35 protein-coding genes and 1 pseudogene are annotated in these 21,871 nt (G+C 27.3%); 27 read left to right on the forward strand and 9 right to left on the reverse strand.

From position 1 onward, the window contains the following. Positions 1–29: 29 nt before the first annotated feature. The gene (locus ABDZ60_RS15910) at positions 30–734 is read right to left on the reverse strand and encodes an LrgB family protein (protein ID WP_016208464.1); all 705 of its coding nucleotides are present in this window, start codon (positions 732–734) and stop codon (positions 30–32) included. A 21-nt stretch (positions 735–755) separates the two neighbouring features. Then, positions 756–1,112: a CidA/LrgA family protein gene (locus ABDZ60_RS15915; protein WP_016208463.1), complete on the reverse strand. Its 357-nt coding sequence runs from the start codon at positions 1,110–1,112 to the stop codon at positions 756–758. Between the two features lie 217 nt (positions 1,113–1,329). Here ABDZ60_RS15915 and ABDZ60_RS15920 point away from each other — a divergent pair. Further along, a pseudogene (locus ABDZ60_RS15920) lies at positions 1,330–1,569 on the forward strand (ABC transporter substrate-binding protein); the annotation flags it as partial. 169 nt (positions 1,570–1,738) lie between these two features. Continuing rightward, positions 1,739–2,236 carry a hypothetical protein gene (locus tag ABDZ60_RS15925; RefSeq protein ID WP_343779396.1) on the forward strand — a complete coding sequence of 166 codons (498 nt, stop codon included), beginning with the start codon at positions 1,739–1,741 and terminating at the stop codon, positions 2,234–2,236. Positions 2,237–2,274: 38 nt separating this feature from the next. On the opposite strand, the gene ABDZ60_RS15930 is transcribed toward ABDZ60_RS15925, so the two are convergent. Together ABDZ60_RS15930 and ABDZ60_RS15935 are read right to left on the reverse strand one after the other, a co-directional pair. Further along, positions 2,275–3,894 carry a recombinase family protein gene (locus ABDZ60_RS15930; protein WP_343779398.1) on the reverse strand — a complete coding sequence of 540 codons (1,620 nt, stop codon included), beginning with the start codon at positions 3,892–3,894 and terminating at the stop codon, positions 2,275–2,277. A 62-nt stretch (positions 3,895–3,956) separates the two neighbouring features. After that, entirely contained in the window at positions 3,957–4,454 is a 498-nt protein-coding gene (locus ABDZ60_RS15935; protein ID WP_343779400.1) for an ImmA/IrrE family metallo-endopeptidase, read from the reverse strand. 171 nt (positions 4,455–4,625) lie between these two features. Here ABDZ60_RS15935 and ABDZ60_RS15940 point away from each other — a divergent pair, with 171 nt between their 5' ends. Then, the gene (locus tag ABDZ60_RS15940) at positions 4,626–5,021 is read left to right on the forward strand and encodes an ASCH domain-containing protein (RefSeq protein ID WP_343779402.1); all 396 of its coding nucleotides are present in this window, start codon (positions 4,626–4,628) and stop codon (positions 5,019–5,021) included. Between the two features lie 16 nt (positions 5,022–5,037). On the opposite strand, the gene ABDZ60_RS15945 is transcribed toward ABDZ60_RS15940, so the two are convergent. From ABDZ60_RS15945 to ABDZ60_RS15965, 5 genes are all read right to left on the reverse strand, one after another. Then, entirely contained in the window at positions 5,038–5,376 is a 339-nt protein-coding gene (locus ABDZ60_RS15945) for an ASCH domain-containing protein (RefSeq protein WP_343779404.1), read from the reverse strand. Positions 5,377–5,408: 32 nt separating this feature from the next. Beyond that, positions 5,409–6,458, reverse strand: coding sequence for an N-acetyltransferase (locus ABDZ60_RS15950; RefSeq protein ID WP_343779406.1), 1,050 nt, complete (start codon positions 6,456–6,458; stop codon positions 5,409–5,411). A gap of 20 nt (positions 6,459–6,478) precedes the next feature. Further along, the gene (locus tag ABDZ60_RS15955) at positions 6,479–6,778 is read right to left on the reverse strand and encodes a helix-turn-helix transcriptional regulator (protein ID WP_343779409.1); all 300 of its coding nucleotides are present in this window, start codon (positions 6,776–6,778) and stop codon (positions 6,479–6,481) included. An 86-nt stretch (positions 6,779–6,864) separates the two neighbouring features. Continuing rightward, positions 6,865–7,224 (reverse strand): hypothetical protein, encoded by a 360-nt coding sequence (locus ABDZ60_RS15960; RefSeq protein ID WP_343779412.1) that lies wholly within the window; start codon positions 7,222–7,224, stop codon positions 6,865–6,867. A gap of 108 nt (positions 7,225–7,332) precedes the next feature. Continuing rightward, the gene (locus ABDZ60_RS15965) at positions 7,333–7,680 is read right to left on the reverse strand and encodes a helix-turn-helix domain-containing protein (protein ID WP_008679587.1); all 348 of its coding nucleotides are present in this window, start codon (positions 7,678–7,680) and stop codon (positions 7,333–7,335) included. Positions 7,681–7,843: 163 nt separating this feature from the next. Between ABDZ60_RS15965 and ABDZ60_RS15970 the strand changes: the two genes are divergently transcribed. The 24 genes from ABDZ60_RS15970 to ABDZ60_RS16085 all read left to right on the forward strand — a co-directional run bounded on the left by ABDZ60_RS15970 (position 7,844) and on the right by ABDZ60_RS16085 (position 21,871). Further along, entirely contained in the window at positions 7,844–8,038 is a 195-nt protein-coding gene (locus tag ABDZ60_RS15970) for a helix-turn-helix transcriptional regulator (RefSeq protein WP_008679585.1), read from the forward strand. A 199-nt stretch (positions 8,039–8,237) separates the two neighbouring features. After that, positions 8,238–8,441, forward strand: a complete 204-nt coding sequence (locus ABDZ60_RS15975) for a hypothetical protein (protein ID WP_008679584.1) — start codon at positions 8,238–8,240, stop codon at positions 8,439–8,441. 158 nt (positions 8,442–8,599) lie between these two features. After that, a complete protein-coding gene (locus ABDZ60_RS15980; protein WP_343779417.1) occupies positions 8,600–9,091 on the forward strand; it encodes a helix-turn-helix domain-containing protein in 492 nt (163 codons plus the stop codon). A gap of 11 nt (positions 9,092–9,102) precedes the next feature. After that, complete coding sequence (locus tag ABDZ60_RS15985) at positions 9,103–9,279, forward strand: hypothetical protein (RefSeq protein WP_008679580.1); 177 nt, start codon at positions 9,103–9,105, stop codon at positions 9,277–9,279. A gap of 140 nt (positions 9,280–9,419) precedes the next feature. Further along, positions 9,420–10,328: a conserved phage C-terminal domain-containing protein gene (locus tag ABDZ60_RS15990; protein ID WP_343779421.1), complete on the forward strand. Its 909-nt coding sequence runs from the start codon at positions 9,420–9,422 to the stop codon at positions 10,326–10,328. Between the two features lie 12 nt (positions 10,329–10,340). Then, positions 10,341–10,529, forward strand: a complete 189-nt coding sequence (locus ABDZ60_RS15995) for a BC1881 family protein (protein WP_343779423.1) — start codon at positions 10,341–10,343, stop codon at positions 10,527–10,529. 13 nt (positions 10,530–10,542) lie between these two features. After that, the gene (locus ABDZ60_RS16000; RefSeq protein WP_343779426.1) at positions 10,543–10,716 is read left to right on the forward strand and encodes a hypothetical protein; all 174 of its coding nucleotides are present in this window, start codon (positions 10,543–10,545) and stop codon (positions 10,714–10,716) included. Positions 10,717–10,824: 108 nt separating this feature from the next. Continuing rightward, positions 10,825–11,016, forward strand: a complete 192-nt coding sequence (locus ABDZ60_RS16005) for a hypothetical protein (RefSeq protein ID WP_343779429.1) — start codon at positions 10,825–10,827, stop codon at positions 11,014–11,016. Positions 11,017–11,092: 76 nt separating this feature from the next. Beyond that, positions 11,093–11,437 carry a GTP-binding protein gene (locus tag ABDZ60_RS16010; protein ID WP_343779431.1) on the forward strand — a complete coding sequence of 115 codons (345 nt, stop codon included), beginning with the start codon at positions 11,093–11,095 and terminating at the stop codon, positions 11,435–11,437. Between the two features lie 171 nt (positions 11,438–11,608). Further along, positions 11,609–12,151, forward strand: a complete 543-nt coding sequence (locus ABDZ60_RS16015; protein ID WP_343779433.1) for a hypothetical protein — start codon at positions 11,609–11,611, stop codon at positions 12,149–12,151. 617 nt (positions 12,152–12,768) lie between these two features. Then, positions 12,769–13,161: an ArpU family phage packaging/lysis transcriptional regulator gene (locus ABDZ60_RS16020; protein WP_343779435.1), complete on the forward strand. Its 393-nt coding sequence runs from the start codon at positions 12,769–12,771 to the stop codon at positions 13,159–13,161. A 117-nt stretch (positions 13,162–13,278) separates the two neighbouring features. Next, on the forward strand, positions 13,279–13,707 hold the full coding sequence (locus ABDZ60_RS16025; protein WP_343779438.1) for a hypothetical protein: 429 nt from the start codon (positions 13,279–13,281) through the stop codon (positions 13,705–13,707). A 229-nt stretch (positions 13,708–13,936) separates the two neighbouring features. Beyond that, entirely contained in the window at positions 13,937–14,095 is a 159-nt protein-coding gene (locus ABDZ60_RS16030) for a hypothetical protein (protein ID WP_343779440.1), read from the forward strand. Next, on the forward strand, positions 14,096–14,701 hold the full coding sequence (locus ABDZ60_RS16035; RefSeq protein ID WP_343779442.1) for a tyrosine-type recombinase/integrase: 606 nt from the start codon (positions 14,096–14,098) through the stop codon (positions 14,699–14,701). It begins immediately after the preceding gene. 208 nt (positions 14,702–14,909) lie between these two features. Continuing rightward, the gene (locus ABDZ60_RS16040; RefSeq protein WP_343779444.1) at positions 14,910–15,080 is read left to right on the forward strand and encodes a hypothetical protein; all 171 of its coding nucleotides are present in this window, start codon (positions 14,910–14,912) and stop codon (positions 15,078–15,080) included. 2 nt (positions 15,081–15,082) lie between these two features. Further along, positions 15,083–15,535 (forward strand): hypothetical protein, encoded by a 453-nt coding sequence (locus ABDZ60_RS16045; RefSeq protein ID WP_343779446.1) that lies wholly within the window; start codon positions 15,083–15,085, stop codon positions 15,533–15,535. A gap of 119 nt (positions 15,536–15,654) precedes the next feature. Beyond that, complete coding sequence (locus tag ABDZ60_RS16050) at positions 15,655–16,041, forward strand: phage terminase small subunit P27 family (RefSeq protein ID WP_343779448.1); 387 nt, start codon at positions 15,655–15,657, stop codon at positions 16,039–16,041. Then, entirely contained in the window at positions 16,034–17,674 is a 1,641-nt protein-coding gene (locus ABDZ60_RS16055; protein ID WP_343779450.1) for a terminase large subunit, read from the forward strand. The genes ABDZ60_RS16050 and ABDZ60_RS16055 overlap by 8 nt, the downstream gene beginning before the upstream one ends. 177 nt (positions 17,675–17,851) lie before the next feature. Next, complete coding sequence (locus tag ABDZ60_RS16060) at positions 17,852–19,066, forward strand: phage portal protein (protein WP_343779452.1); 1,215 nt, start codon at positions 17,852–17,854, stop codon at positions 19,064–19,066. Beyond that, the gene (locus ABDZ60_RS16065; protein WP_343779810.1) at positions 19,059–19,670 is read left to right on the forward strand and encodes an HK97 family phage prohead protease; all 612 of its coding nucleotides are present in this window, start codon (positions 19,059–19,061) and stop codon (positions 19,668–19,670) included. Before ABDZ60_RS16060 ends, ABDZ60_RS16065 begins: the two co-directional genes overlap by 8 nt. Before the next feature lie 36 nt (positions 19,671–19,706). Continuing rightward, positions 19,707–20,786: a phage major capsid protein gene (locus ABDZ60_RS16070; RefSeq protein ID WP_343779454.1), complete on the forward strand. Its 1,080-nt coding sequence runs from the start codon at positions 19,707–19,709 to the stop codon at positions 20,784–20,786. A 50-nt stretch (positions 20,787–20,836) separates the two neighbouring features. Further along, complete coding sequence (locus ABDZ60_RS16075) at positions 20,837–21,118, forward strand: head-tail connector protein (protein ID WP_343779456.1); 282 nt, start codon at positions 20,837–20,839, stop codon at positions 21,116–21,118. Then, positions 21,119–21,439, forward strand: coding sequence for a phage head closure protein (locus tag ABDZ60_RS16080; protein ID WP_343779458.1), 321 nt, complete (start codon positions 21,119–21,121; stop codon positions 21,437–21,439). After that, positions 21,440–21,871, forward strand: a complete 432-nt coding sequence (locus tag ABDZ60_RS16085; RefSeq protein ID WP_343779461.1) for an HK97-gp10 family putative phage morphogenesis protein — start codon at positions 21,440–21,442, stop codon at positions 21,869–21,871.

Below are 21,871 nucleotides of genomic sequence, written 5' to 3' on the forward strand. Positions count from 1 at the left end.
TATTTTATAATCTTTGAGCTTTATTAATGTTACTTAAGAAATATTGATAATATTATATAAAATGCAGGTGCTAGAAAAACTGTCATTATTCCAGCTATTCCAATAGATAGAGAACTCATAGCACCTTCTGTTTCACCAAGTTCTAATGCTTTTGTTGTTCCTACTGCATGTGCAGCAGTTCCTAATGAAATTCCAATTGCAACTCTCTCATTAATTTTAAATAATTTACATAAAATAGGTCCGATTATAGCACCAATTATTCCAGATAAGATTATAGAAAGCACTGTTACAGGAGCTAATCCACCAAGTTGATTTGTAATTTCAATTCCTATAGGTGTGGTAACAGATTTAGAAAGTAAAGATATAGTTATAAGCTTATCCAGTTTAAATATATATCCAAAGAATACTACAGAAAATATGCCCACACTACTACCTAATAGAATACCTATAAATATTGGGATTAAATGTTGTTTTAATAATTGTAACTGCTTATATAAGGGAACAGCCAAAACAACAGTTGCAGGACCTAAAAACATATTTATAAATTGTCCTCCTTTATTATAAACATCAAAATCCACTTTAAATAATATCAGAAATCCAATTATTAATATAATAGAAATCAGTAAAGGGTTAAATAATGGGAATTTAGTTTTTTTATAAATAAAAAGTCCAACTTCAAATGATATTAGTGAAATTACTATTCCGAATAAAATATTTCCAGTTAAAATACTCATTACTTTGATTCATACTCCTTATTAGTTTTTCTTTTTTTGAAGATTCATAACAATTTGAACTGTTAATCCAGTGACTACGATAACTATAGATGTAGTAATAATGCAAAGAAGTATTATTAGTATTAAGCTATCCTTAATCGAATCAAAAGATGTTAGTAAACCTACCCCCGCAGGAACAAAGAAAAAAGCTAGATGATCTAAGAAAAAATTAGACACGGTTTCAACTTTTTCGACTTTTACAATATTACAGCATAATAAAATTAATAATATAATCATACCTAATATATTTCCTGGTATAGGTAAAGAAAGTCCTTTTGAAATAAGTTCTCCAAGTAAGTAAATGCCCAAAATTATTAGAGCTTCCCTAAAAATTTTCATTTTCAAACCTCCTTAAACTATCCAACTAATAATTTATCACTATTAAATAAAGATGTAAATGGAATAATGAAATTTACAAGAAGGATTTTCAGTGTTTAATTCTTTGAAAAGTACATAATATTGATAATTTAAATTAAAAAATCTTATTTTTTAACAAAATATGTTGTGGTGTCATATTATAAATCATAGTATAGATTAAAAAAATAAGGAGGTTTAAATGAAAAATAAATTAATAAAAATAGTATCATTAGTAGCCTTAATAGGAATTACAAGCTTTAGCTTTATATCATGTGGAAAAAACAATGAAATTCCTAAAAAAGAATTAACTAAAGTTAGGTTAAATGAAGTAGTTCGTTCAGTTTTTTATGCACCTATGTATGTAGCCATAAATGAAGGGCTATTTGAAGAAGAAGGAATAGAGATAGACTTATCAACAGGTCAAGGCGCAGATGCAACATATTCTTATACACAATAGAGGTGAAACATTGAAATCACTATATTTAGTATAGTAAATAAATTTGTTTTTTGGAACATAAAACATTAATCAGTTAGAAGATTATGGTATAATTACTTCATAATAGTAAGATGTTAGAATAATCTTATAATAATTTAAGGGGCAAATAGAAATGAAAAAAGTATATAACTTATTATTTATTTTACATGTATTTGTAGGAGTAGGAGCTATGGCAGGGGGAAGTATGGCTATTCTTAATCCTATAGAACCAGGCGGAGTGCCAACGGATGCTTTAAAAAACTCACCTTTTACTAATTTTCTTATACCAGGAATTATTTTATTTATGGTAATTGGACTTGGAAATATACTTAGTGCTGTGACTATGCATTTTAAATCTAAATATCAGGGTTATATAAGTAGTACTTTTAGCTGGGCCTTAGTAATATGGATTATTGTCCAATGCATAATGCTTAGATCAATTGTTCATTTACACGTTATATTTTTTATAATAGGATTGGTACAAGCTTTTTTATCAACTCTTATACTGTTCAAACAGCAATTATTTCCGACTAATAGTATTTTAAAGGTTATAACAAATTTAGAAAGTAAGTTTCCTGAAAATAGTGTCTTAAAGAAAATAGTTAAATTAGAGAATAAATTTTATAAATAAATAGGTCAGGAGTATCTGACCTATTTTAAATCTTCAAATTATAATCTTATCTTAAATTTAATTTGCTTTGTATCACTATTATAAGTAAAGTACTCAACTAAATTTTTTATCATATTTCTTTTTATTTCAACATCATCTATAAAATCAATAGTGTTCTTAAATAAATTTAAGCTTTCTATGAAGGCTTTTTTATTTTCTGTTTCATCTTCAACTATAAAAGATTTTATAGATAAATCATTTATGTTTTTTTCAATAACTTCGTTATCACTTTTTAAAGTCTTAATTTCACTTTGGATAGCTTTAAGAATATCAATATCATCAAGTAAAGCTATCTTTTTTATAAGTCCAGAGATTATTTTGTTATTTTCATTTAAAGATTTATTTAATAGATTTTTTTCTTTTTCAATACTTGCAGCGTTAATAGAATTTGATTTACTTTTAAAATTATCAATCATTTTTATATTAAAGTTTTTTAATAGATCTATTACAAAAGCTTCAGCTTTATCTGAATTCAACATTTTGCAAGTACATCTTTTAGATGCTCTATTTTTAAGCTCACATCTATAATATCTTTCATATTTATTGTTCTTAGGATTATTTCTACTCCAGGAGCACATAGATGATCCACAATGTTCACATTTTAATAATCCTGATAATAAAAACTTATTACCAGTACCAGATTTATTATTAGATTTTTTTCTTACAGCATCTAATATTTGCTGACATTGAATCCATTTATCAGAAGGAATTACCCCTAAATGGCCTCCAGTTGAAATTATCCATTGATCCATAGGATTATCCTTCCTACCATTTTTACGCTTGTTATAAGCCATAATACCATTACTAGAATTAGCATTACCTTCAATGGTAGAGCCTTTAGATTTAAAATAATCAAAAGCTTTTTTATCAGCAGTACAATATACAGGATTAGTTAATATCTGTAATACTGTATTACGGCTAAAATCACCACCATTTTTTCCTTTAATGCTATTAGTACATAGATAACGAGCAATGGGGCTGCAACTATGTTTCTCAATATACATATTATAAATAAGTTTTACTATTTCAATTTCTTCATCTATAACTTCAAGAGAATACATTTTCTTCTTATGGCCATTACTTTCATAAGTAATAGGAATAGATTTAAAACCTAAGGGGCAAGTACCACCTAGCCATCTACCAGTTTTAGAAAGTTCAAGCATATTATCTCTTATTCTTTCAGCAATAGTTTCACGTTCCATTTGAGCAAAAGTTGCAGATATATTAATCATAGCTCTACCCATAACAGAAGTTGTATCAAATTGTTCAGTTATAGAAATAAAGTTTACATCATTTTCTTCTAAAATTTTAAGAGTAGAAGTAAAGTCAGCTACATTTCTTGAAATTCTATCAAGCTTATAGCAAACTAAATAATTAAATCTTCTCTTTTTAACATCTTTAATTAATTTTTGAAACTCAGGTCTATTAATATTTCCACCACTAAAGCCTTCATCTTGATATATAACAAACTCAATATTGTCTTCTAGGTGAAGATTAGAAAAATACTTTTTACAAAGTTCTATTTGGTTATTAATAGATTCACCTTTTTCTGATAATCTAGACTTTCTAACATATATTGCAGCTCTAATTTTAATCACCCCTTTGTATATACTATTCACTAAAACTCTTAAAAATTAAATTGATGTTGGTTAAACTATAAAGGTTAATTAATTTATTAGAACTACACAGTACACTGGTTATATTGTATTTCTTTACTCATAAAATCTTCTTTTATAGACTTGTACTTATTTTCATCATGAACTATGGATAAAATTTTATATTCTAATAGTTCATTTGTGACGTCAAAATATTCAGCCATTTCGAATTTTGAAGCAATACATTTATTTAAAGCAGCTACAAAATCTTCATCAGGTATTAAAAAATTAGCGGCCCATTTTTTAGCTATATTTTCTTTCTTATGTTTTATTAATCTATCTACATAATTCTTGCTTGGCTCTAAAAGATTACCATAGGTAGTAAAATGATGTCCTAGTTCTTCGGAGAGAATAGAAATATAAATACTAGTGTTATTTATTATTGAGTTATCTATAGCAATTATAGGGGCAATTTCATGGATTTTAAGATATAGGCCTTTTGATTTTAAATTGCTTAAATCTCTTTCTTCATAAATGATATTTTCTTTTTCTATAATTTCATATATTTCTTTAATATCTTTCATTCCTGATACTCCTTAGAAAAAATGTAATTTTTAAATATTATAGCAAACATATGTTCGAATAACAACCAAAAGTTTTAATAAGAATATTAAATTTAATTAATTTTTATTGAAATGCGAATATATGTTTTGTATAATGATTAGAGTATAGAATTTATGGATTGGGTGATTGAAATGAAAGTATTGCTATCAATAAAGCCACAATATGTAAAAGAGATTTTTGAAGGAAAAAAGAAATATGAATATAGAAGAAGCGTATTTAAAAGAGATGATGTTGATACAATTATAGTATATGCAACCAAACCTATAGGTAAAGTAGTAGGAGAATTCAAAATCAATGGAATTATTAAAGAGGATCCAATTGCTTTATGGGAAAAAACAAAAAAGTATTCAGGTATTCTAAAAGAAGACTATATGGAGTATTTTAAAGAAAAGGAAAATGCATTTGCTATAGGAATAAAAAATATAAAAATATATGAGAAACCTTTAGATTTAACTGATATAAATCCAAATATAAAATATGCACCACAATCATTTATGTATGTTGATAATATGATGGATATAGATTAATAAAAAAAGATTAATACTACGGAGTATTAATCTTTTTTATTTCTATAGCAAGAATCTTACATCCTTGTAATTTATCTTTTGGATATATTGAATAAAGCTCTTTTAATGCATCATCGTTTGAGTCGGATAATCCAATTCTCTTTGTAGGTATATTATCAATTAGTTCTTCAAAAGATTTATATACCATTAAATTTAAAATTTTTGTGTTTATTATATCTTTTGAATTTTGGAAAGTAATTATATCTCCTATTTTTAATTTAGATCTTTTTTCGTCAAGGAGTCTAACTTCTATATCTTTTAATTCATAATTAAGTAATTCAAAATATTTTTGTGATAAGTTCATTACTACATTCATATAAAAACCTTCTTAGATTATTAGTTTAGAGGTTATATTAAATAAGCTTTATTAACTTCACCAAGTTCTAATATAGAATTAAATTGACTATTTGTCAATTGAAAGAATCCCCAATATGCTGGAGATAGTCCTATATCGTCTATAAGATTACCTTGAATTATTCTTTTATTTAAAGATACATTATATATCATTTTAACGACATAATAATTTTCTCTACTTTGCCTAAAGTCATTAAGTTGTCTATCATCAAAGATACTATAATTTTTACAGTAGTCCTTAAGAGCATCTAAAGTTTTAAAGCTACTAATATGCTTTGTATCTAAAACTGTACAAGCTGTAGTTGCTACTGAACGGAATCGTGCTGGAGCTCGTCCATCACTTGTTCTATATATGATTATGTTATCACCAGGTCTTATAGAAGACATCCCTCTCATTTTAGCTATATATACTTTAGTTATGCTATTTGTATGTGAAACATCTTTGATTACATCAAAGCTTTCATTAAAAAGTTTTGAATCTGGAAATAAATTTGTATGAAATTCAGGCTTTATCCCGAGTAAAAAAGATTTAGATGTAGTGTTTATTTTTGGATAGTCTAAAAGACTATCATTAGAAATTTTAGATATACGCTTTACTAATACATTTTCTTCACCATTTTGAGTTGTTTTAGAGCCATGAATGATGAAACCATATTTTAAGAACATATTTAGCAAATACTCATGATGAGAGAATATAGTTACATATATATAGTCTATTCCTTTATTTATTGCAAAATCTATAGATTTTTTTATAAACCTTTCACCTAATCTAGTTCCATGAGGAACTATTTTAAAGGTACCAATTTTTAAAGCTTTATCACAATTTAAAATTGGATATATATCATTTATTGGACCTTTTTCTTCTTTTAAATATAAAAAACCTTCTAAGGATCCGTTAACAATTTGAATAAAAGCATTTTCATCATTTTCTTTTTTTCTACTAAACCATTCTTCAAACTCAGTATAGTCATTTTTTAAAGAATCAAAGAAAATGTCATTAATATCTATTTCATTAAAAGATTTATATAAAAATTGTTCTGACATAATATCAAACCCCTTTAAATTTAATTGAAATCACTTAGTTTTATAATCTGTATGTCTATATTTAATGATTTAGCTATAATTTTTGAATATGAAATTTCTTTATCTTGAAATTTATTTACTAAGTCTTCTGAATAGTCCTTCTTATCTCTATTTTTAAAATTACGTATTATAATAGAAGTAACTAAATTACTATCCATATCTCTTAATCCTTTTTCATAATGGCTTACAGCTTGTTGGGATATATTAAAAACTTCAGCTAATTTAGCTTGGCTCATGTGTTTTTCAAGTCTAAGTTCCTTTAAACGATTCAAAATTATCACCTCATTATAATTTTACTACTTTATGGAGTGAAAAATACACGTATTTGTTGTAAAAACTATAGGAGCTCATAACTAATACCATTTACTTAAGAATTTTCATTTTTTAATCTATTGAAAATCTCATTGAAAATTTCAGATTCACCTTCAATATACCAATATGTAACAATATATTGCTCCAGTAAAAATTTATCTGCTTTTGCGGATATATTCATAACTTGGCACCTATGACACACAATGCTATTAATAAAGTTTGTTGCTTCAACAGTATTTTTACCTACTTCAATAAAGAATCCTTCCCCAGTACGAGCAACGTTAATTTTGGTAGGGTAAGTTCCTGGATTTTTATACTCCTCCAGGACTTTAGGAAGCATAACTTGTCTGAATTCTTCCCAAGCTAAACTTCTTAGCTCCTTTTCACTAATTTTACTTTTTTTATTCCCAAACATAAATTTTCCTCCTTGAAGTTTAAGTTTGACATAATATGAATATTTATTATATTATGTAATTTACTTACATATAAATAGTAAAAAATAATAGTGCTCGTCACGAACACATTATTTTTTATATTTAGCTTTAACATATTCTATAAAGTTCTCAATTTCTTTTTTAGCCTCGTCTGGAAGTTCATCATATTCATAATCACTATGAAGAGCTATAGTAGGCTCTTTTTTGTTTAAAATTTCATCTGCTGATTCTCGTATATCGGTATTACCCATTAGATAATCTAAAGAAACACCAAAAAATTCAGCTAATTTTTTTTTCATATCATCATCAGCTTGACGCTTATTCAATTCATATTGAGATATACGTGTTTTATGAAGACCGAAGTATGAAGCAACGTCTTCTTGTGTCATATCTTTTTCTAATCTTAGGCTTCTTAATCTTTCACCGAATGATTGCATAGAATCAACTCCTTTACAATTATATTATAATATACAAAATGACTACTTTAAAAGATGTAGACAAAAAGATTACAAAAACAAAAAAACTACTTGACAGTAGTCAAAACGACTATTATACTTAATTTAAGTAAACAAAAAGACTACTAGAAGGGAGATAATTTGCTTGTATAATAAATTAAAAAAAATTAGGGAAGAAAATAATATAAGTCAAGCTGAATTAGCAAGTTTACTTGGGTATAAGCATAAAAGTGGTTATGGTAAGTTAGAAAATGGTGATAGAAAGATATCACTTGAACAAGCAAAAATTATTTCAGAATATTTTAAGATGACAATTGAAGAAATTTTTTTTGAAAATTAGGTAAACAAAATGACTACAAGGAGGGTGAGAATATGCGAAATGGAAAAGAATTAAATCTTATTGAAAATAGAGATAGATATGCTTGTTGAGTTGAAAGAAGTATGTAAGGCTATGGAAATCCTAAAAAGACTTAATAGGGGTAACCAATAATTTTTATAAAAATATACTAGATTATAAATAGTTTTAAGGAGTATAGATTATGGCTTGTATTAAAGAATTTAAAAGTGACAAAAGTGATTTAACAGCTATTTGTTTAAATTACCCAAGCACAGAAGAAGAACTTGAAGCTTTAAGTGATAGATATTACAAGTCTATGATAGAAGGTTTAGAAAAGCAATACGGCCCAAACTGGGGCACAATTATTATGCAAAAGGTTAAGGCCGCAGATAAAGATGTTGAATAGCTTCATAAGAAAAGTATAGATTAAATATTCTTAAAAGTAGATATGTAATATTTTTCTTTATATTAATTATCTCATGTTCAATTTAACTTTTAAATTGAATATGGATAAATTTAGAAGCTACATAAATTTATTATTGTTAAGTTTTAGGAGGTATAAAAATGACAAGAGCAGTTAGTAAAGCAATAGAAAACCCTTATTGTAAAGCAAGAATTGAGGCTGCCAAATATAATTCTAAATTTGCTAGTAGAGAAAGTGCAAGTGATGAATTAGGATGGAGCAAAGATTCTTTAGCACAGTATGAACTTGGTTTATGTAAAGTTGTACCAGTAGATAAAGTTGTTATTATGGCGGATGTATATAATGCTCCAGAATTATTAAACAACTATTGTTGTAATGAATGTCCAATAGGCAAAAAGATTATACAACCTATAGATAATGAAAATATTGATAATTTATTTAGATTTGCAGTATTAACAACTAATACTTTAGAAGAAAGCCCTAAGATCCAAAAGCTTTTATTTAAAATAGTTGAAGATGGGGTTATTGATGAATCAGAAAAAGAAGAACTAGGAACGATAATTGATTTCTTTAGCAAATTAGAAATGAGAGCATCGGAACTTAAGATATTTGCTACGAAGTTAATGTTATAGGAGGCAATATAATGAGTAGTTTATTAGGCAGATTTAAAGAAATCTATGAAAGTGGGACTGATTTTAAAGTTTCCTGGAGCAACTTAGATAAAGATGGAAACCTAACTGTTGGAATAGTTGATAAAGAAGGGAATGAAAAGTTTTGGCTTCATGTAGTAGAGCGTAATGGTGAAATTCAATGGTTTTAAAATAAAAAAGAACCTTATAAAAAGGTTCATCAATTGAAAAGATACGGACCGCCATCCGTATCTCTATTATAACATTAAATAAGTATAAAGTAAAAATATAATTAGAATTATTTAGTAATTTAAGTAAGGAGATAAAGAGAATGCAATATTCATTTTTAGGATTTTCAGTTTCAAAGATTATGGAATTAAAGCTTGATATGAAAGATATGGCTATACTTAGATATTTTGTTGATTTTAGAGAAACAGGAAGAATGAAAGCTGAAATAATTGAAGGTAAGGCATATTATTGGGTTAATTATAATTCAATGGCAGAAGAAATGCCTTTCTTAGAGTTAGGTAAAAGAACAATAATGCTAAGAATGCTTAAATTAAGAGATTTAGATATTTTAACTCATTATACCAAAAAAGAAGGAGGAACTTATTCATTTTTCGCTTTAGGCCCTAAATATATTGAGCTTATAAGCAGCACTAAAGATATAAAAGAAGAAAATGTTAATGAGAAAGTGACCAAGCCATCTAATGCAAGAAAGGGTGTGCATGAAAATGAACAGGGTATGCATAGGAATGAACAGGGTGTGCATGAAAATGTAGAGGGGGTGTGCGTAGAAATGAACACCGGGTGTGCATCAGAATGTACAACAAAGACTCATCTATTAAATAACTCATCTACTAAAGAAACCCTTAATAAAAAATATATAAAAAAAGATGTTGATGAGGTAGTTGAGTATTTAAACATAAAAACAGGAGCTAGATATAAATCAAACTCTAGAAATACTATTAAGCTAATATCTGCTAGATTTAATGATGGATATAGTGTTGATGATTTTAAGAAAGTCATAGATAAGAAGGTGAAGGAATGGAAAGGAACAAAATTTGAGCAATATCTAACACCACAAACACTATTTGGGAATAAGTTTGAAAATTATTTAAATCAAAAAATAATAATAGAGCATAACAGCAATGAGAAGCCAAAGTTAAGATTTAATAACTTTAAAGGCAGAGATTATGACTATGATGATTTAGAGAAAAAGTTACTAGGTTGGGATTAAGGAGGAGTGTAAATGGCTGATTTAAGACAAGCAACATTAAGCGAATTAATACGTGAACTACAAAATAGGGATGGCATAAGAAGTATGGAAATTAAGAAAAATGAAGTCCATAAAGTTCAAGCAGCAGGATGTGATGATATTAGGAGCAGATACATAAAAGGTGAAGGCCCAGCAATTATCCTAGAAGTTAAAAAATCTTAAGGAGGATAAAACCATGGATGAGATATTTGAGTACCTTGAAGAAATATCATACATGAATCCAAAAGTTATAAAAATAAGATTGAGAAATATGTTTAGACTTTCAGATAAGCAAGTAGAGAAAATATACTCTAAGTGGAAAAAGGAATTCATGAAATGTAAGCACAAGGAGATAACCAAAAGTGATTGATCCAAAGCTAGAAAAAATAATATGCAAAGCTATTGAGTATTATTTTAGCGGAATGGCTATAAATAAAGCTATAGAAAAAGCTTTGAAAGAAAGTAAGGGTGAGGATTAATGATTGCAAAAGAGCTTAAAATAAATGATTTAGTTGAATTCAACTTTAAGAATGAAAAACTACAAGGATTAATAAAATTCATACATCTTAACAAAAAACTAGTCAGAGTAAGAGTAATAAAAAATGGTAGAAGATGTTGGCATGAATGGATAAGAATAAATGATTTGAAATCAGTAAATGGGATGGAGTAATTAAAATGGATTGATATTTAGATATGTTAGAGTTAGGAATTAGTTTGTAATTGCGAAGTAAAGGAGTTAAGAAATAATGTGTATAAAGTTAAGCGAATTAAAAGATAATGAAATGTTATTGATAGATGATGATTATAATTCAATTATGCCTAAGGAAGATTACTTGGAAGATTTAGAAAGCTATAAAGGGTATGAAGTGTACACAACCACAGAATACAGAGCAAATATTAATGCTAAATATATGCTAGAGAGTGCAATAGAATGTGAAGCTGATAATATGTATGAAGATTGGGAAACTGATATATGGTACGATATAAATGAAGAAGATATAGAAGAATTACAAAAGATTGTAAATAGAATATTAAGTGGAAATAGGAATATTTCTTATATAGCTAATAAAAGAGTAGAAATTGATATTTAGTTAATTCGTCATTCAAATATATTAGACAATTTGATGGTATAACGAACTAATTAAGAAAATTTGTTCTTTGAAAATTGAATAGTACGGTATTGTAAAAATATGTTATAATCAACTCATAATGATAAAATGTTGCGTATTAATTTGATATGCTATGGAGAGGTATGATTACTCATGAGTAGAACAATATTTGAGATAGTAGATGATAACTTTTATGAGTGTAAAGAAGTAAGTAAACAAATTCTTTGGATGTATGATGAGATAATTTCTAATTGGGGCATAGGTCATGATAATGATTATGAACAAGTTAACTATGATAAATATATAATGTGTAAGATTGCTGAAGAAAGACTCAAAACTCCAGATATACAACGAGTTGTAGATCTGGTTAATGACGGTTGCTTTACAGCTTTAAGTTGTTATGTTTCAGACCTTATGGATGAAGAAAGAAGAGATAATAATGTTAATAATCTTATTATTCATCTATTAGAAGATCAAAGAATAAATAGCATGGAATTTGAAAAAGAGTTATTAACATTAATGCATAATGCACTAATGCAAAAGCCAACGTATCAAATAGATAAAAATCTGTACTGGACTGAATTGCCTGATGGTAAGGCATTCTATAATAAACTAAAAGAAGTATATATAAAGTATGTAATTGGTTATTATCAGTCTAATTTAGAAATAGCAAAAATTAATATTGATAAGATGTAATCTTATTATATTACCAAGATAAAATTAAATATTAAATTGCTTAAAATGCCGTATTATTCAAAAGAACATGCGGTATTTTTTAGTGCGTCATTCAAATATATTAGGCAATTTGATGGTATAACGAACTAATTAAGAAAATTTGTTCTTTGAAAATTGAATAGTACGGTATCAAATGGATGTGTTATAATTATTCATGATATAAAGGAAATTTCTAATGTTAATTTTCAAGAAAGGTTAATATAACTATGGCTAATGATATTATTTCAAAAACTATGGAATTAATAAAAACTAAATATTCAGTTAGTGACGACATTGCTTGAAAATATGCAGAAAAAGCTTTAGACTCATTAGAAAGTCATGGAGGAACAAGAACAGATTTTTCAAGTGTTATTAAAGTTGTGGAGGTAGTTGTTAAAGATTGGCTAGAAAATGAGAGATTTATATAGATCCATTGTTATTATATTAAAAATAAAATGTTTAAATACCGTATTATTGAAAAAAATATGCGGTATTTTTTATTGTTAAATTTAAAACTATAGCGTAATCAAAAATGTTCGTCATGAACATCTTAAGAGATAAAGTGAGAAAACATAAATAGAAGAAAGTGAGAGTGAAGTATGTTAATAGATGAGAAGAAATATAAGAAGTTCAAAAAACAAGTTGAGGATGATTTACAGAAGTATTATTATTACTTGATATCAATAGAAACACCAGGACTAGGACAAGCCACAAGATGGGATAAAGTATATGAAAAAAGCAATGTTCCATCAGATCCAGTAGGCAAAGCTGCTATTGATGATGAATATAAAAAGATATTAGTTAATGCAATAGAAAATATATATAATAGGTTAGATGAAAATTCAAAAGAAATAATTAAAAAATATTACTTTGAGGATAATTTAGAAAGACCAGAAGATGTTATGAAGAAATTAGGAATAAGTAAAAATAGGTATTATGAATTAAGAAAGATAAGCTTATATAAATTTATGCTGGGATTAGGATATTGTTAAGACTGCTATTAAAGCAGTCTTTTTGATTGCTATCATAAATATAAATAATGAAATAATGAAATAAATATTATATAATTATTTATAGAAAAATATAAATAATATATGGAGGGGATTGAAATGAAAGATATTTATTCAGATGAAATGAGAGCTATAGAACAATCAGGATTAAAGGGAAAATTAAAAAATGAAAAAGATTGCGTACTAATAGATGAAAATAGATATTGTGAGATACAAATTGATTTTGGATACGTAATATCTATTAGGGGAATAAATGGTATGGGGTTTAGCACAACAGAAATAGGATCATTTGATAATATTTATAATAAAAAAGATTTAATTAAAAGTCTTGAATGTTTGGTAAATGAAGTTAAAAAGGGTAATAATACATATAAGTTAACAGTATATATATCACCTACTAAAATAAAAAATAATATAGATAAAGAAGTATGGGATGATGAAGTTATAAAAGATGATGTAATTGATAAGATATATAGATTTTATGATGTTAAATTAGATAGAAATAATATTGAAATTAAACGCAAGTAAAGTATGAAAGGTGTAATTTTAAAATTAATGAAAATATAGGGAAAAAATAATGAAAATATCATAGACAAATGAAAAACTAATTGTTAAGATTATGCTATAGTGAGAAAATTATATAGATCTAAAAGTATTAAGCACAGGCGAGAGCGTCTGTGTTTTTTTATGAAGTTTAAAGGATTAGTAGTTAATAAATTACTAGTCCTTTTATTATGTTCAAAAAAGGGGTGAGAGTATGAGGATAAAGGATATATTAAAAGAAAAGCAACCAGGAACATACAGTAAGCTACATTCCAAAAAAGAAGAAAAGCTTACTGAAAAAGACATTAAAGAACTTATGAGTCATAGTGCTTATAAACGAAGTTCTAGTGGGGCAATTAGGCAGGTGATGTAAGTGGCAAAGAAAAGACCATCAAGGCCTATAACAAGTACTGAAAAGGTTCTTGATATTCAAGATTATCTTAAATATAAAAATGATAGAGATTATATTTTATTTCTACTTGGAGTAACAACAGGATATAGAGCTGGTGATTTAGTTAAATTAAAAGTAAGAGATATTAAAGAAGCTTTAAGAAGAAAAGAGTTTACTATTTACGAAGGTAAAAAAATGAATTCTAAAAATATAAGAGAAAAAAATAGAAAACCTAGAACTGTAGAATTAATTCCAGAAGTAGCCCAAATATTAAAAGAGTATATAAATGATAGAAAAGATTATGAGTATATGTTCAAGTCTAGAAAAGGAATTAATAAGCCAATAGGAGTACAAGCAATAAGTAATACAATAAAAGATGCAGCTGATTATTTTGGGCTTTATGATATAACAGCACATAGCATGAGAAAAACATATGCATATAAAATTTATATAGAAAGCGGTAGAGACATAGTGGCAGTTAAAGAACTTTTAGGTCATAGTTCAATAGAAGAAACTAAAAGGTATATAGGATTAGATAGGGAAAAATATCATCAATATTCAAAGTCATTAAGAGATTTTGTGAGATGATATTTTATTTTTTAAAGACTAAATGTTTAATAATTTGGTGTGTTGATATTCGAGGGTAAAAAATTAATGCATATATTAGTAGATAAATTTCAAAATGAACGTGTGATTCTCTATATAAATAAAACATTCAAAACGAAAAACACGAACATTAAAAGGGTACTTTTTTATGTTTTTAACAATCTTTTTTATACAAAAGGAGTGAAGTTTTTTGGAAAATAAAATACTAGAAAATGAGGATACATTAAAAAATATAGTAAATAGATTAAATAGAAATGATTATGAGATTTATTTATTAGATAGAAAAGATAATTCAAAGATAGCTATAGATGATGATTTACTAAAAATTATTATTAACTACTACAAACTGAAACTAATATAGAAATGGCTCTAAAAAAACTATGTAGTTTCACTGGATGTCATAAGGTAGTTGACGAAGGTTTAAAGTATTGCACTAAACATGAAAAAGTAGATAAAGAAAGGTATAAAGAATATCAGCAGCGAAGATTATCTGATAAGGTGCAAAGGAAGTACCAAGAATTCTATGAAGGTATAGATTGGAGAAAGCTTAGGAATCTCATAATATTAAATTTCTTTGGAATTGATATATTAGAATATTATACAACTGGAAGAATAGTACAAGGCGAAAGAGTACACCATGTTATTGAATTAGATGAAGATTGGAATAGTAGGCTGGATATATTTAATCTAGTGTACTTAACTGAAAAGAATCATAGGAGAGTGCATGCCATATATGAACGTAGCAAGAAAGATAAAAAGAATATGCAGAATAAATTATTTAAATTAATAGATAGATTTAATAAAGAGTTTAATTAATACCGGGGGGATACCTTCAATAAAAAAAGAAAATAAAATCGTCGCGTGTCCAAGTCCCCTTGAGATAAAAGGTAAAATTTCAGATAGGGGGGTATAAAAAAACAAAGGAGGCGAACATTATGGCAAAGAAAATAAAATGCCCTATATGGCTAGATGAAGAGGCAATAATAGAGTGGAAGAGAATTGTAAAATTATTAGAAAAAGAGAATAAGGATTTTACATCTAAAGATGTAAAAGCTCTTGAAGGATACTGTGCAAGTTATTCAAGATGGAAATCTTGTGAATTAATCTTGAAGAAGCATGGATATACATTTATAACACCTAATGGATATGAGCAACAAAAACCAGAAGTATCTATTAGTAATAAAGCACAACAAGAAATGAGAAGTTGGATGAGGGAACTTGGAATAACTCCAGCATCTAGATCTAGAATAATGAAAGCATCTCCACAAAATTCAGATGGACAATATGATGAAGAGATGGAAGATATGATCTCACATGGTTAAAAAGAAAATAGAAAATATTTTACTTGTATCATGGATAGAAGAATTACAGTCTAAGTGGGATAGTGAAGAATATTATTATGATACAGATGAAGCTGAACAAATATATAAGTTTATTAGAAAGCTAAAAAATGATAGGGGAATGTCTAAATACTTTGAGCTTATAAGGTTTCAGTTTGAAATAGTAACGGAAATTCTTTGTGTTAGACGTAAAAAGGATGGTTTAAGAAAACATAGGGAAGCACATATAAACATTCCTAGAAAAAATGGTAAGTCGTTTTTAGTCGCAATAATAGTGACTTATTTATTCTTCTGTCAAAAAGGAATATTTGGAGCGTTATTTATTCTAACTGCCAATACTACTAAACAGGCTGCTGAATTATATAATACAGTAGCTCATTTTATTAAGACTAATAAAACATTAAGGAAGTATTGCAAAATAACAGATAGTATAAAAACTATAGTTAGAAAAGATAATGGAAATAAGCTTATGATTCTTTCTAGTGATGCAGATAATGCAGATTCATTTAATGACTATGTAGCTTGTTTAGATGAAATACATCAAGCTAAAAATGACCAAATGTATGGTAAGTTAAGGACAGGACAAGGTACATGGACAGAACCATTATTAATTACAATAACTACAGCATCATCAGGTGAAGATCCTGCTAATTTAGAGCAGCAACTCTATGATATGAGTAAGAAAATAGAAAGTGGAGAAACAGAAGATGATCCTACATTTTATTATAAAATCTTTGAAGCGGATAAAGGCTGCGATGTTATGGATGAATCACAATGGTACAAGGCTAATCCAGCTTTAGGAGTTTTTAGAAACTATGAGGATTTAAAAAATCTAGCTAAAAGAGTTAAATTAATGCCACTTCAAGAGAATATGTTTAGACGGATGTATTTAAATCAACATGTAGCACTTGATAATGAGAAAGGTGCTATAAATATGGATTTATGGGATAAATGCACTAGAAAAATTAATTTTGAAGATTTAAAGGGATTAAAATGCTGGGGAGGATTAGATTTATCATCTAAAAATGATATTACTGGATTCGTTCTTATATTTTATGATGAAATTAATGATAAATTTATAATATATCCATTCTTATTTACACCTAAAAATACAGTTATAGATAGAGAATTTAAAGATAAAAACCCATATTCTCATTGGATAAAGCAAAAAGATTTAATTGCACTAGAAGGTAAATATATTAAATTTGATAGATTCTTAGATTATTTATTTGATTTAGACAATGAAGTCGAAATTATAGAAATAGGTTTTGATAGATGGGGATCACAAACAATACTAAATAGACTTGAAGAAAAGTGGGACATAATACCTTTAGGACAAGGGAGTAAGACTATGACACAAGTTATTAATGATTTTGAAAATCTTTTAATTGATGAAAGATTGATAATTGCAGAAAATGAGTGTTTTAGGTTTATGGCAAAGAATTGTATAGCTGTAATTGATGATTGTATGAATGTTAAATATAGCAAAAAGAAGTCTAAATTTAAGATAGATGGAATAGTTGCCATGCTTATGGCTTTATTATTAGCGATAGAAGCAAATGATGTAGAACATTATGATGCAATCGCAGCATTAGATGAAACAGATTGGGGGTAATAAATTAGTGCTAAAGTGGATTAAAAAGAACTTAATAGATATTTTAGTCGGGATCTCACTATTTATTATTATAAGTACAACATTAATCCTTAATATTTATATTGGTTTATACTTGCTATCCTTTGTATTAATAGGGATAGCAATAATTATATCAAGATATAGATAGGGGGTGAGAAAATGTTTGAAAAGCTATTTGAACAGAGAAACTTAACTGGTGAGAATCCTTTTGATTGGACAGCTTGGATAAAGGGAGAAAATCAAGACTTTACAGGGAATGATAGCACATATTCTAAATGTATTAATCTTTATGCTGATAATATTGCAAAACTGCCTATTGTAACTAAGAAAAGTACTAAAAAAGGGGATATAGATGCAGATAGCTTTTATCTCTATGAATTATTAAGACTAAGGCCTAATCCTTCAATGAATGCATTTGAATGTATAAAAGCACTTGTAGCAATGAATAAGCATTATGGAAGTGCTGGATTATATATAGATTATGATAAGAAGGGTTTAGTTAAAGGCCTTTATCCAGTTAAAATTAATCAATTTATAGTAGATAATGCTGGGCTTATAAAATCAACTAAGGAAAATAAAGTATTAGTTGATTTTACATGTGGAGATGTAAGTGGAAGTTGTTTTGAGAAAGATATAATAATACTAAGAGATAATTCTATAAATGGGATAAACTTTAAAAAAACCAGATCATATATAAAAGATAGTATTGATACTAATATTAAGGCTCAAAAATATCAATCTCAATTATTTAGTAATGGATTAACTAATAAAATAGTAGTTCAATTAACATCAGATATAAAAGAGGAAAAAGAGCTTAGGAAAGTTCAAAGTAAATTCGATAGAATGTATTCAAACAATGGAAGAGTTTTCACAGTTCCAGCAGGATATAATGTATCGGCTTTAAATCTTTCCTTAGCAGATAGCCAATTTGCAGAATTAAAAATAATAGGTAAGAAAGATATAACAAGTGCTATAGGTGTTCCATATTCGCTAATAGAAAAAGGTTCATTGACAGAAGAGGAAACAATAGCTTTTTTAAGTAACGCTATAATTCCAATAATAACAGCTCTAGAACAAGAAATGGATTGGAAATTGCTTACTGATAAAGAAAGAAAAGCAGGATATAAAATTAGATTTAATGTTAATGCTATGCTTAGAACTAGCCCATTAACTCAAAGTATAATTATAGATAGATATTTAAAGAATGGTGCATACACAGTAAATGATGCCAAAAGAATACTTGGAGTACCACTTGTTGATGGTGGAGATATAGTAACTTTACCTAGTGGTCAAATTACTCTTAATAACCTTATTAATGGAAAAGCTACTTGGCAGAAGAACTCTATTAAGGGAGGAGATGATAGTGATGAATAAGGAAATTATAAAAGTTAGCACTACTTTTGAAGTCAGGCAGGTAGGGGAAGGGGAGGAAAAGCAAACTCACCTACAGGGTTATGCATTAACCTTTGATAGTTTAAGTGAAGATTTAGGATACTTTAGGGAAATAATAAGGAAAGGTGCTTTAGATGAATGCCTCATGGATAATGTTGTATTAAATATTAATCATGATATGTCTAAACCACTAGCAAGAAACAGTAAGACTTCTGGATTAGGAGCATTAACATTAACTGTTGATGAAAAAGGATTATTTTTTGATGCAGTACCTACAGATACAACTTATTCTAAAGACTTAGTAGCTAATATGTCGGCTGGAATAATTGATAAATGTAGTTTTGCTTTTAGATTAGACTATTCAGATAAAGAAGCTCAAACATGGGATTGGGATACTGGCAATAGAGGATATGATTTAAGAACTATAAATAAAATTAAAGAAATATTTGATGTGTCTATTGTAACTAATCCAGCCTATGAAAGTACAGGTTGTACAAGTTATAAAAGAGCAAAAGAAAATTCAGAGAAAGAAAAAAATATTGAAATTAGAAAAAGAAAACTTAAATTAGAGTTAGATTTAATTTAAGTTTTTTTATTTTATAAAAAAATGGAGGAATGAAAATTGAAAATTAAAGAATTAAGACAATTATTAGAACAAAAGAAGGTTGAAGCTAGGGCTTTAGCAGAGACAGATTTAAAAAAAGCAGAAGAAGTAAGAGATGAAGTAAGAGAAATTCAAAGAAAAATAGCTTTACTTGAAGAAATTGAAGAAGAGGAAAAAAGAGATTTAGAGGATCAAAGAGATTTAAATAAAAGAAATAGAGAAACAACTGTAAATGAAATGAGAGCTATAGTTAAGAGTGTAATGGGGGAAGAGTTAAGTCAAGAAGAAAGAGCTACAGTAGTATCAAGTGATAATGCTGCTGTATTGCCTAAACAATTTATAAATCAATTACAAGAAATTAAAAAAGGATATGGTTCATTAAAAGAACTTTGTGATGTTATTCCAGTTACAAAAAATGAAGGAACTATTCCAGTAGTTGATTATGATCAAAATGAATTAGCAGATTTAGCTGAGGGTGAAGATATAGTAGATGGTACTTTAGTAACTACTGATTTAGCTTATAAATGCAAGAAGGTTGGGTTAATTCAATCTTTATCATCTGAATTAGTTGATGATGCAGAAATAGAAATTGAAGGAATCGCTAAGACTAACTTTACAGAAATCTCGGTCGCAAAAGAAAATAAAAAAATTATGAATGTTGTTAATACTAATGCAACAATAGTAGAAGCTACAGATTATACAACTTTAGAAGATGTAATGGCAAAAGCTTTACCAACAGTTAAAGCTGGGTTAATTACTTTATGTAATGTAGAGGGTTATGCCCATCTAAAAAATATGAAAGACAAGCAAGGTAGAAATATGAATCTTATAACTACTATTGGAGATAAGGAATACTTCAATGGTAAGCCGATAGAAACTTTTGATAGTTCACTAGTTACTCCATCAGAAGGAAAAACAAAAGTGTATTTTTCATTAAATATGAAGGAAGCAGTTAAGTACCCAGAAAGAAAAGGGATTACTATTGCAAGAAGTACTGAAGCTGGATTTAAAGACGATACTATTAAACTAAGAATTTTAGAAAGATTTGATGTTATTAAGGGTTCAATTAGATCTGTAAAGAAAATAGAGTTAGCTTAATCTGAAAGGGATTAATTTCCCTTTCATTGCTTTTTAGAAGGGGTGATTATATGACCTTAGAAGAAACAAAACAATATTTAAGAATTGATTATGATGATGAGGATGTATATATAGATAATTTAATAGAAGTTAGTGATATATATATTGAATCATGTGTAGGCAGTGCATATAAAAGTAATGAAAAGGCATTAAAATTATCTACATTATTACAGAAAAAGCTTATCTATGATATGTATGAGAATAGAAGTACTGAAATACCAGGTAATACCAAAAAAGACACAATAGTTAATACAATATTAGATAAGTTGAGTAATTATAGTGAGGTAGAGTAAGTGTATAACAGGATTATTATTAAATTAAAAGATAAGAAAGTAGTAAATGGAAGATGGGAAGAAGTATTAAGTGAATATTATAGTTGCTGGTGTGATCCATTAGATTTATATGGCAAGGAACTTTATGAAGCTCAAAATATAAAATATGAAAATGTATTAGTTTTTAAAGTTAGATATTGCAATAAAATTAAAGCTATGAGGACTACTGATAAGAATAAGTTTGTAGTGGTATTTGATAATGTTGAGTATCAGGTATATCAAGTAGATTTTAAGGCTAATGCAAAGGATTATATTTATATAAAGGCTAAAATGGTGATTTGAATGTATGTAAAATTTGAAGGAATAGATGAGCTTATCAAAGAGTTTGAAAATATAGCTAGTGAAAAGGAAATAGATAAGGCTAATGTAAATATCATTAAGGAATGTGCAAAGGTTGTTGAAAAAAATCTTAAACCAAAAGTTCATAAAAGTAAAAATGTTATGCATAGTGGAATAAAAGGAATGAAAACATTTGAGCATGCTGCAGATAATATTGAAGTTAGTAAGGTTAAAAATACAAAAGGAGTAAAATTCATTACAGTAGGATGGGATAAATCAAAGAATTCACCATATTCTTATATGCAATGGGAAGAATGGGGAAACACAACAAGAGAGCCTCATGCAATGTTATATCCAACAATTGAAGCCAGTCAATCAGAAATGAATGAAATAGCAAAGAAAGAGTATGAAAACTTAATAAAAAATTTAAAGTAG

Source organism: Clostridium sartagoforme, assembly GCF_039521405.1.
Taxonomy (GTDB): domain Bacteria; phylum Bacillota; class Clostridia; order Clostridiales; family Clostridiaceae; genus Clostridium; species Clostridium sartagoforme.

Bases quoted from the DNA above. Each gene is read 5' to 3' on its own strand.
- ABDZ60_RS16010 (WP_343779431.1), top strand. From the start codon at position 11,093: ATGTGTATAAAGTTAAGCGAATTAAAAGATAATGAAATGTTATTGATA.
- ABDZ60_RS15965 (WP_008679587.1), bottom strand. From the start codon at position 7,680: ATGCAATCATTCGGTGAAAGATTAAGAAGCCTAAGATTAGAAAAAGAT.
- ABDZ60_RS15985 (WP_008679580.1), top strand. From the start codon at position 9,103: ATGAGTAGTTTATTAGGCAGATTTAAAGAAATCTATGAAAGTGGGACT.
- ABDZ60_RS15945 (WP_343779404.1), bottom strand. From the start codon at position 5,376: ATGAATGTAGTAATGAACTTATCACAAAAATATTTTGAATTACTTAAT.
- ABDZ60_RS16045 (WP_343779446.1), top strand. From the start codon at position 15,083: ATGGCTCTAAAAAAACTATGTAGTTTCACTGGATGTCATAAGGTAGTT.
- ABDZ60_RS15925 (WP_343779396.1), top strand. From the start codon at position 1,739: ATGAAAAAAGTATATAACTTATTATTTATTTTACATGTATTTGTAGGA.
- ABDZ60_RS15935 (WP_343779400.1), bottom strand. From the start codon at position 4,454: ATGAAAGATATTAAAGAAATATATGAAATTATAGAAAAAGAAAATATC.
- ABDZ60_RS15975 (WP_008679584.1), top strand. From the start codon at position 8,238: ATGGCTTGTATTAAAGAATTTAAAAGTGACAAAAGTGATTTAACAGCT.
- ABDZ60_RS16050 (WP_343779448.1), top strand. From the start codon at position 15,655: ATGGCAAAGAAAATAAAATGCCCTATATGGCTAGATGAAGAGGCAATA.
- ABDZ60_RS16005 (WP_343779429.1), top strand. From the start codon at position 10,825: ATGATTGCAAAAGAGCTTAAAATAAATGATTTAGTTGAATTCAACTTT.
- ABDZ60_RS16065 (WP_343779810.1), top strand. From the start codon at position 19,059: ATGAATAAGGAAATTATAAAAGTTAGCACTACTTTTGAAGTCAGGCAG.
- ABDZ60_RS15940 (WP_343779402.1), top strand. From the start codon at position 4,626: ATGAAAGTATTGCTATCAATAAAGCCACAATATGTAAAAGAGATTTTT.
- ABDZ60_RS16075 (WP_343779456.1), top strand. From the start codon at position 20,837: ATGACCTTAGAAGAAACAAAACAATATTTAAGAATTGATTATGATGAT.
- ABDZ60_RS16015 (WP_343779433.1), top strand. From the start codon at position 11,609: ATGAGTAGAACAATATTTGAGATAGTAGATGATAACTTTTATGAGTGT.
- ABDZ60_RS16025 (WP_343779438.1), top strand. From the start codon at position 13,279: ATGAAAGATATTTATTCAGATGAAATGAGAGCTATAGAACAATCAGGA.
- ABDZ60_RS15910 (WP_016208464.1), bottom strand. From the start codon at position 734: ATGAGTATTTTAACTGGAAATATTTTATTCGGAATAGTAATTTCACTA.
- ABDZ60_RS15950 (WP_343779406.1), bottom strand. From the start codon at position 6,458: ATGTCAGAACAATTTTTATATAAATCTTTTAATGAAATAGATATTAAT.
- ABDZ60_RS16000 (WP_343779426.1), top strand. From the start codon at position 10,543: ATGGATGAGATATTTGAGTACCTTGAAGAAATATCATACATGAATCCA.
- ABDZ60_RS15980 (WP_343779417.1), top strand. From the start codon at position 8,600: ATGACAAGAGCAGTTAGTAAAGCAATAGAAAACCCTTATTGTAAAGCA.
- ABDZ60_RS15990 (WP_343779421.1), top strand. From the start codon at position 9,420: ATGCAATATTCATTTTTAGGATTTTCAGTTTCAAAGATTATGGAATTA.
- ABDZ60_RS16030 (WP_343779440.1), top strand. From the start codon at position 13,937: ATGAGGATAAAGGATATATTAAAAGAAAAGCAACCAGGAACATACAGT.
- ABDZ60_RS16060 (WP_343779452.1), top strand. From the start codon at position 17,852: ATGTTTGAAAAGCTATTTGAACAGAGAAACTTAACTGGTGAGAATCCT.
- ABDZ60_RS16055 (WP_343779450.1), top strand. From the start codon at position 16,034: ATGGTTAAAAAGAAAATAGAAAATATTTTACTTGTATCATGGATAGAA.
- ABDZ60_RS15995 (WP_343779423.1), top strand. From the start codon at position 10,341: ATGGCTGATTTAAGACAAGCAACATTAAGCGAATTAATACGTGAACTA.
- ABDZ60_RS16085 (WP_343779461.1), top strand. From the start codon at position 21,440: ATGTATGTAAAATTTGAAGGAATAGATGAGCTTATCAAAGAGTTTGAA.
- ABDZ60_RS15915 (WP_016208463.1), bottom strand. From the start codon at position 1,112: ATGAAAATTTTTAGGGAAGCTCTAATAATTTTGGGCATTTACTTACTT.
- ABDZ60_RS15960 (WP_343779412.1), bottom strand. From the start codon at position 7,224: ATGTTTGGGAATAAAAAAAGTAAAATTAGTGAAAAGGAGCTAAGAAGT.
- ABDZ60_RS16020 (WP_343779435.1), top strand. From the start codon at position 12,769: ATGTTAATAGATGAGAAGAAATATAAGAAGTTCAAAAAACAAGTTGAG.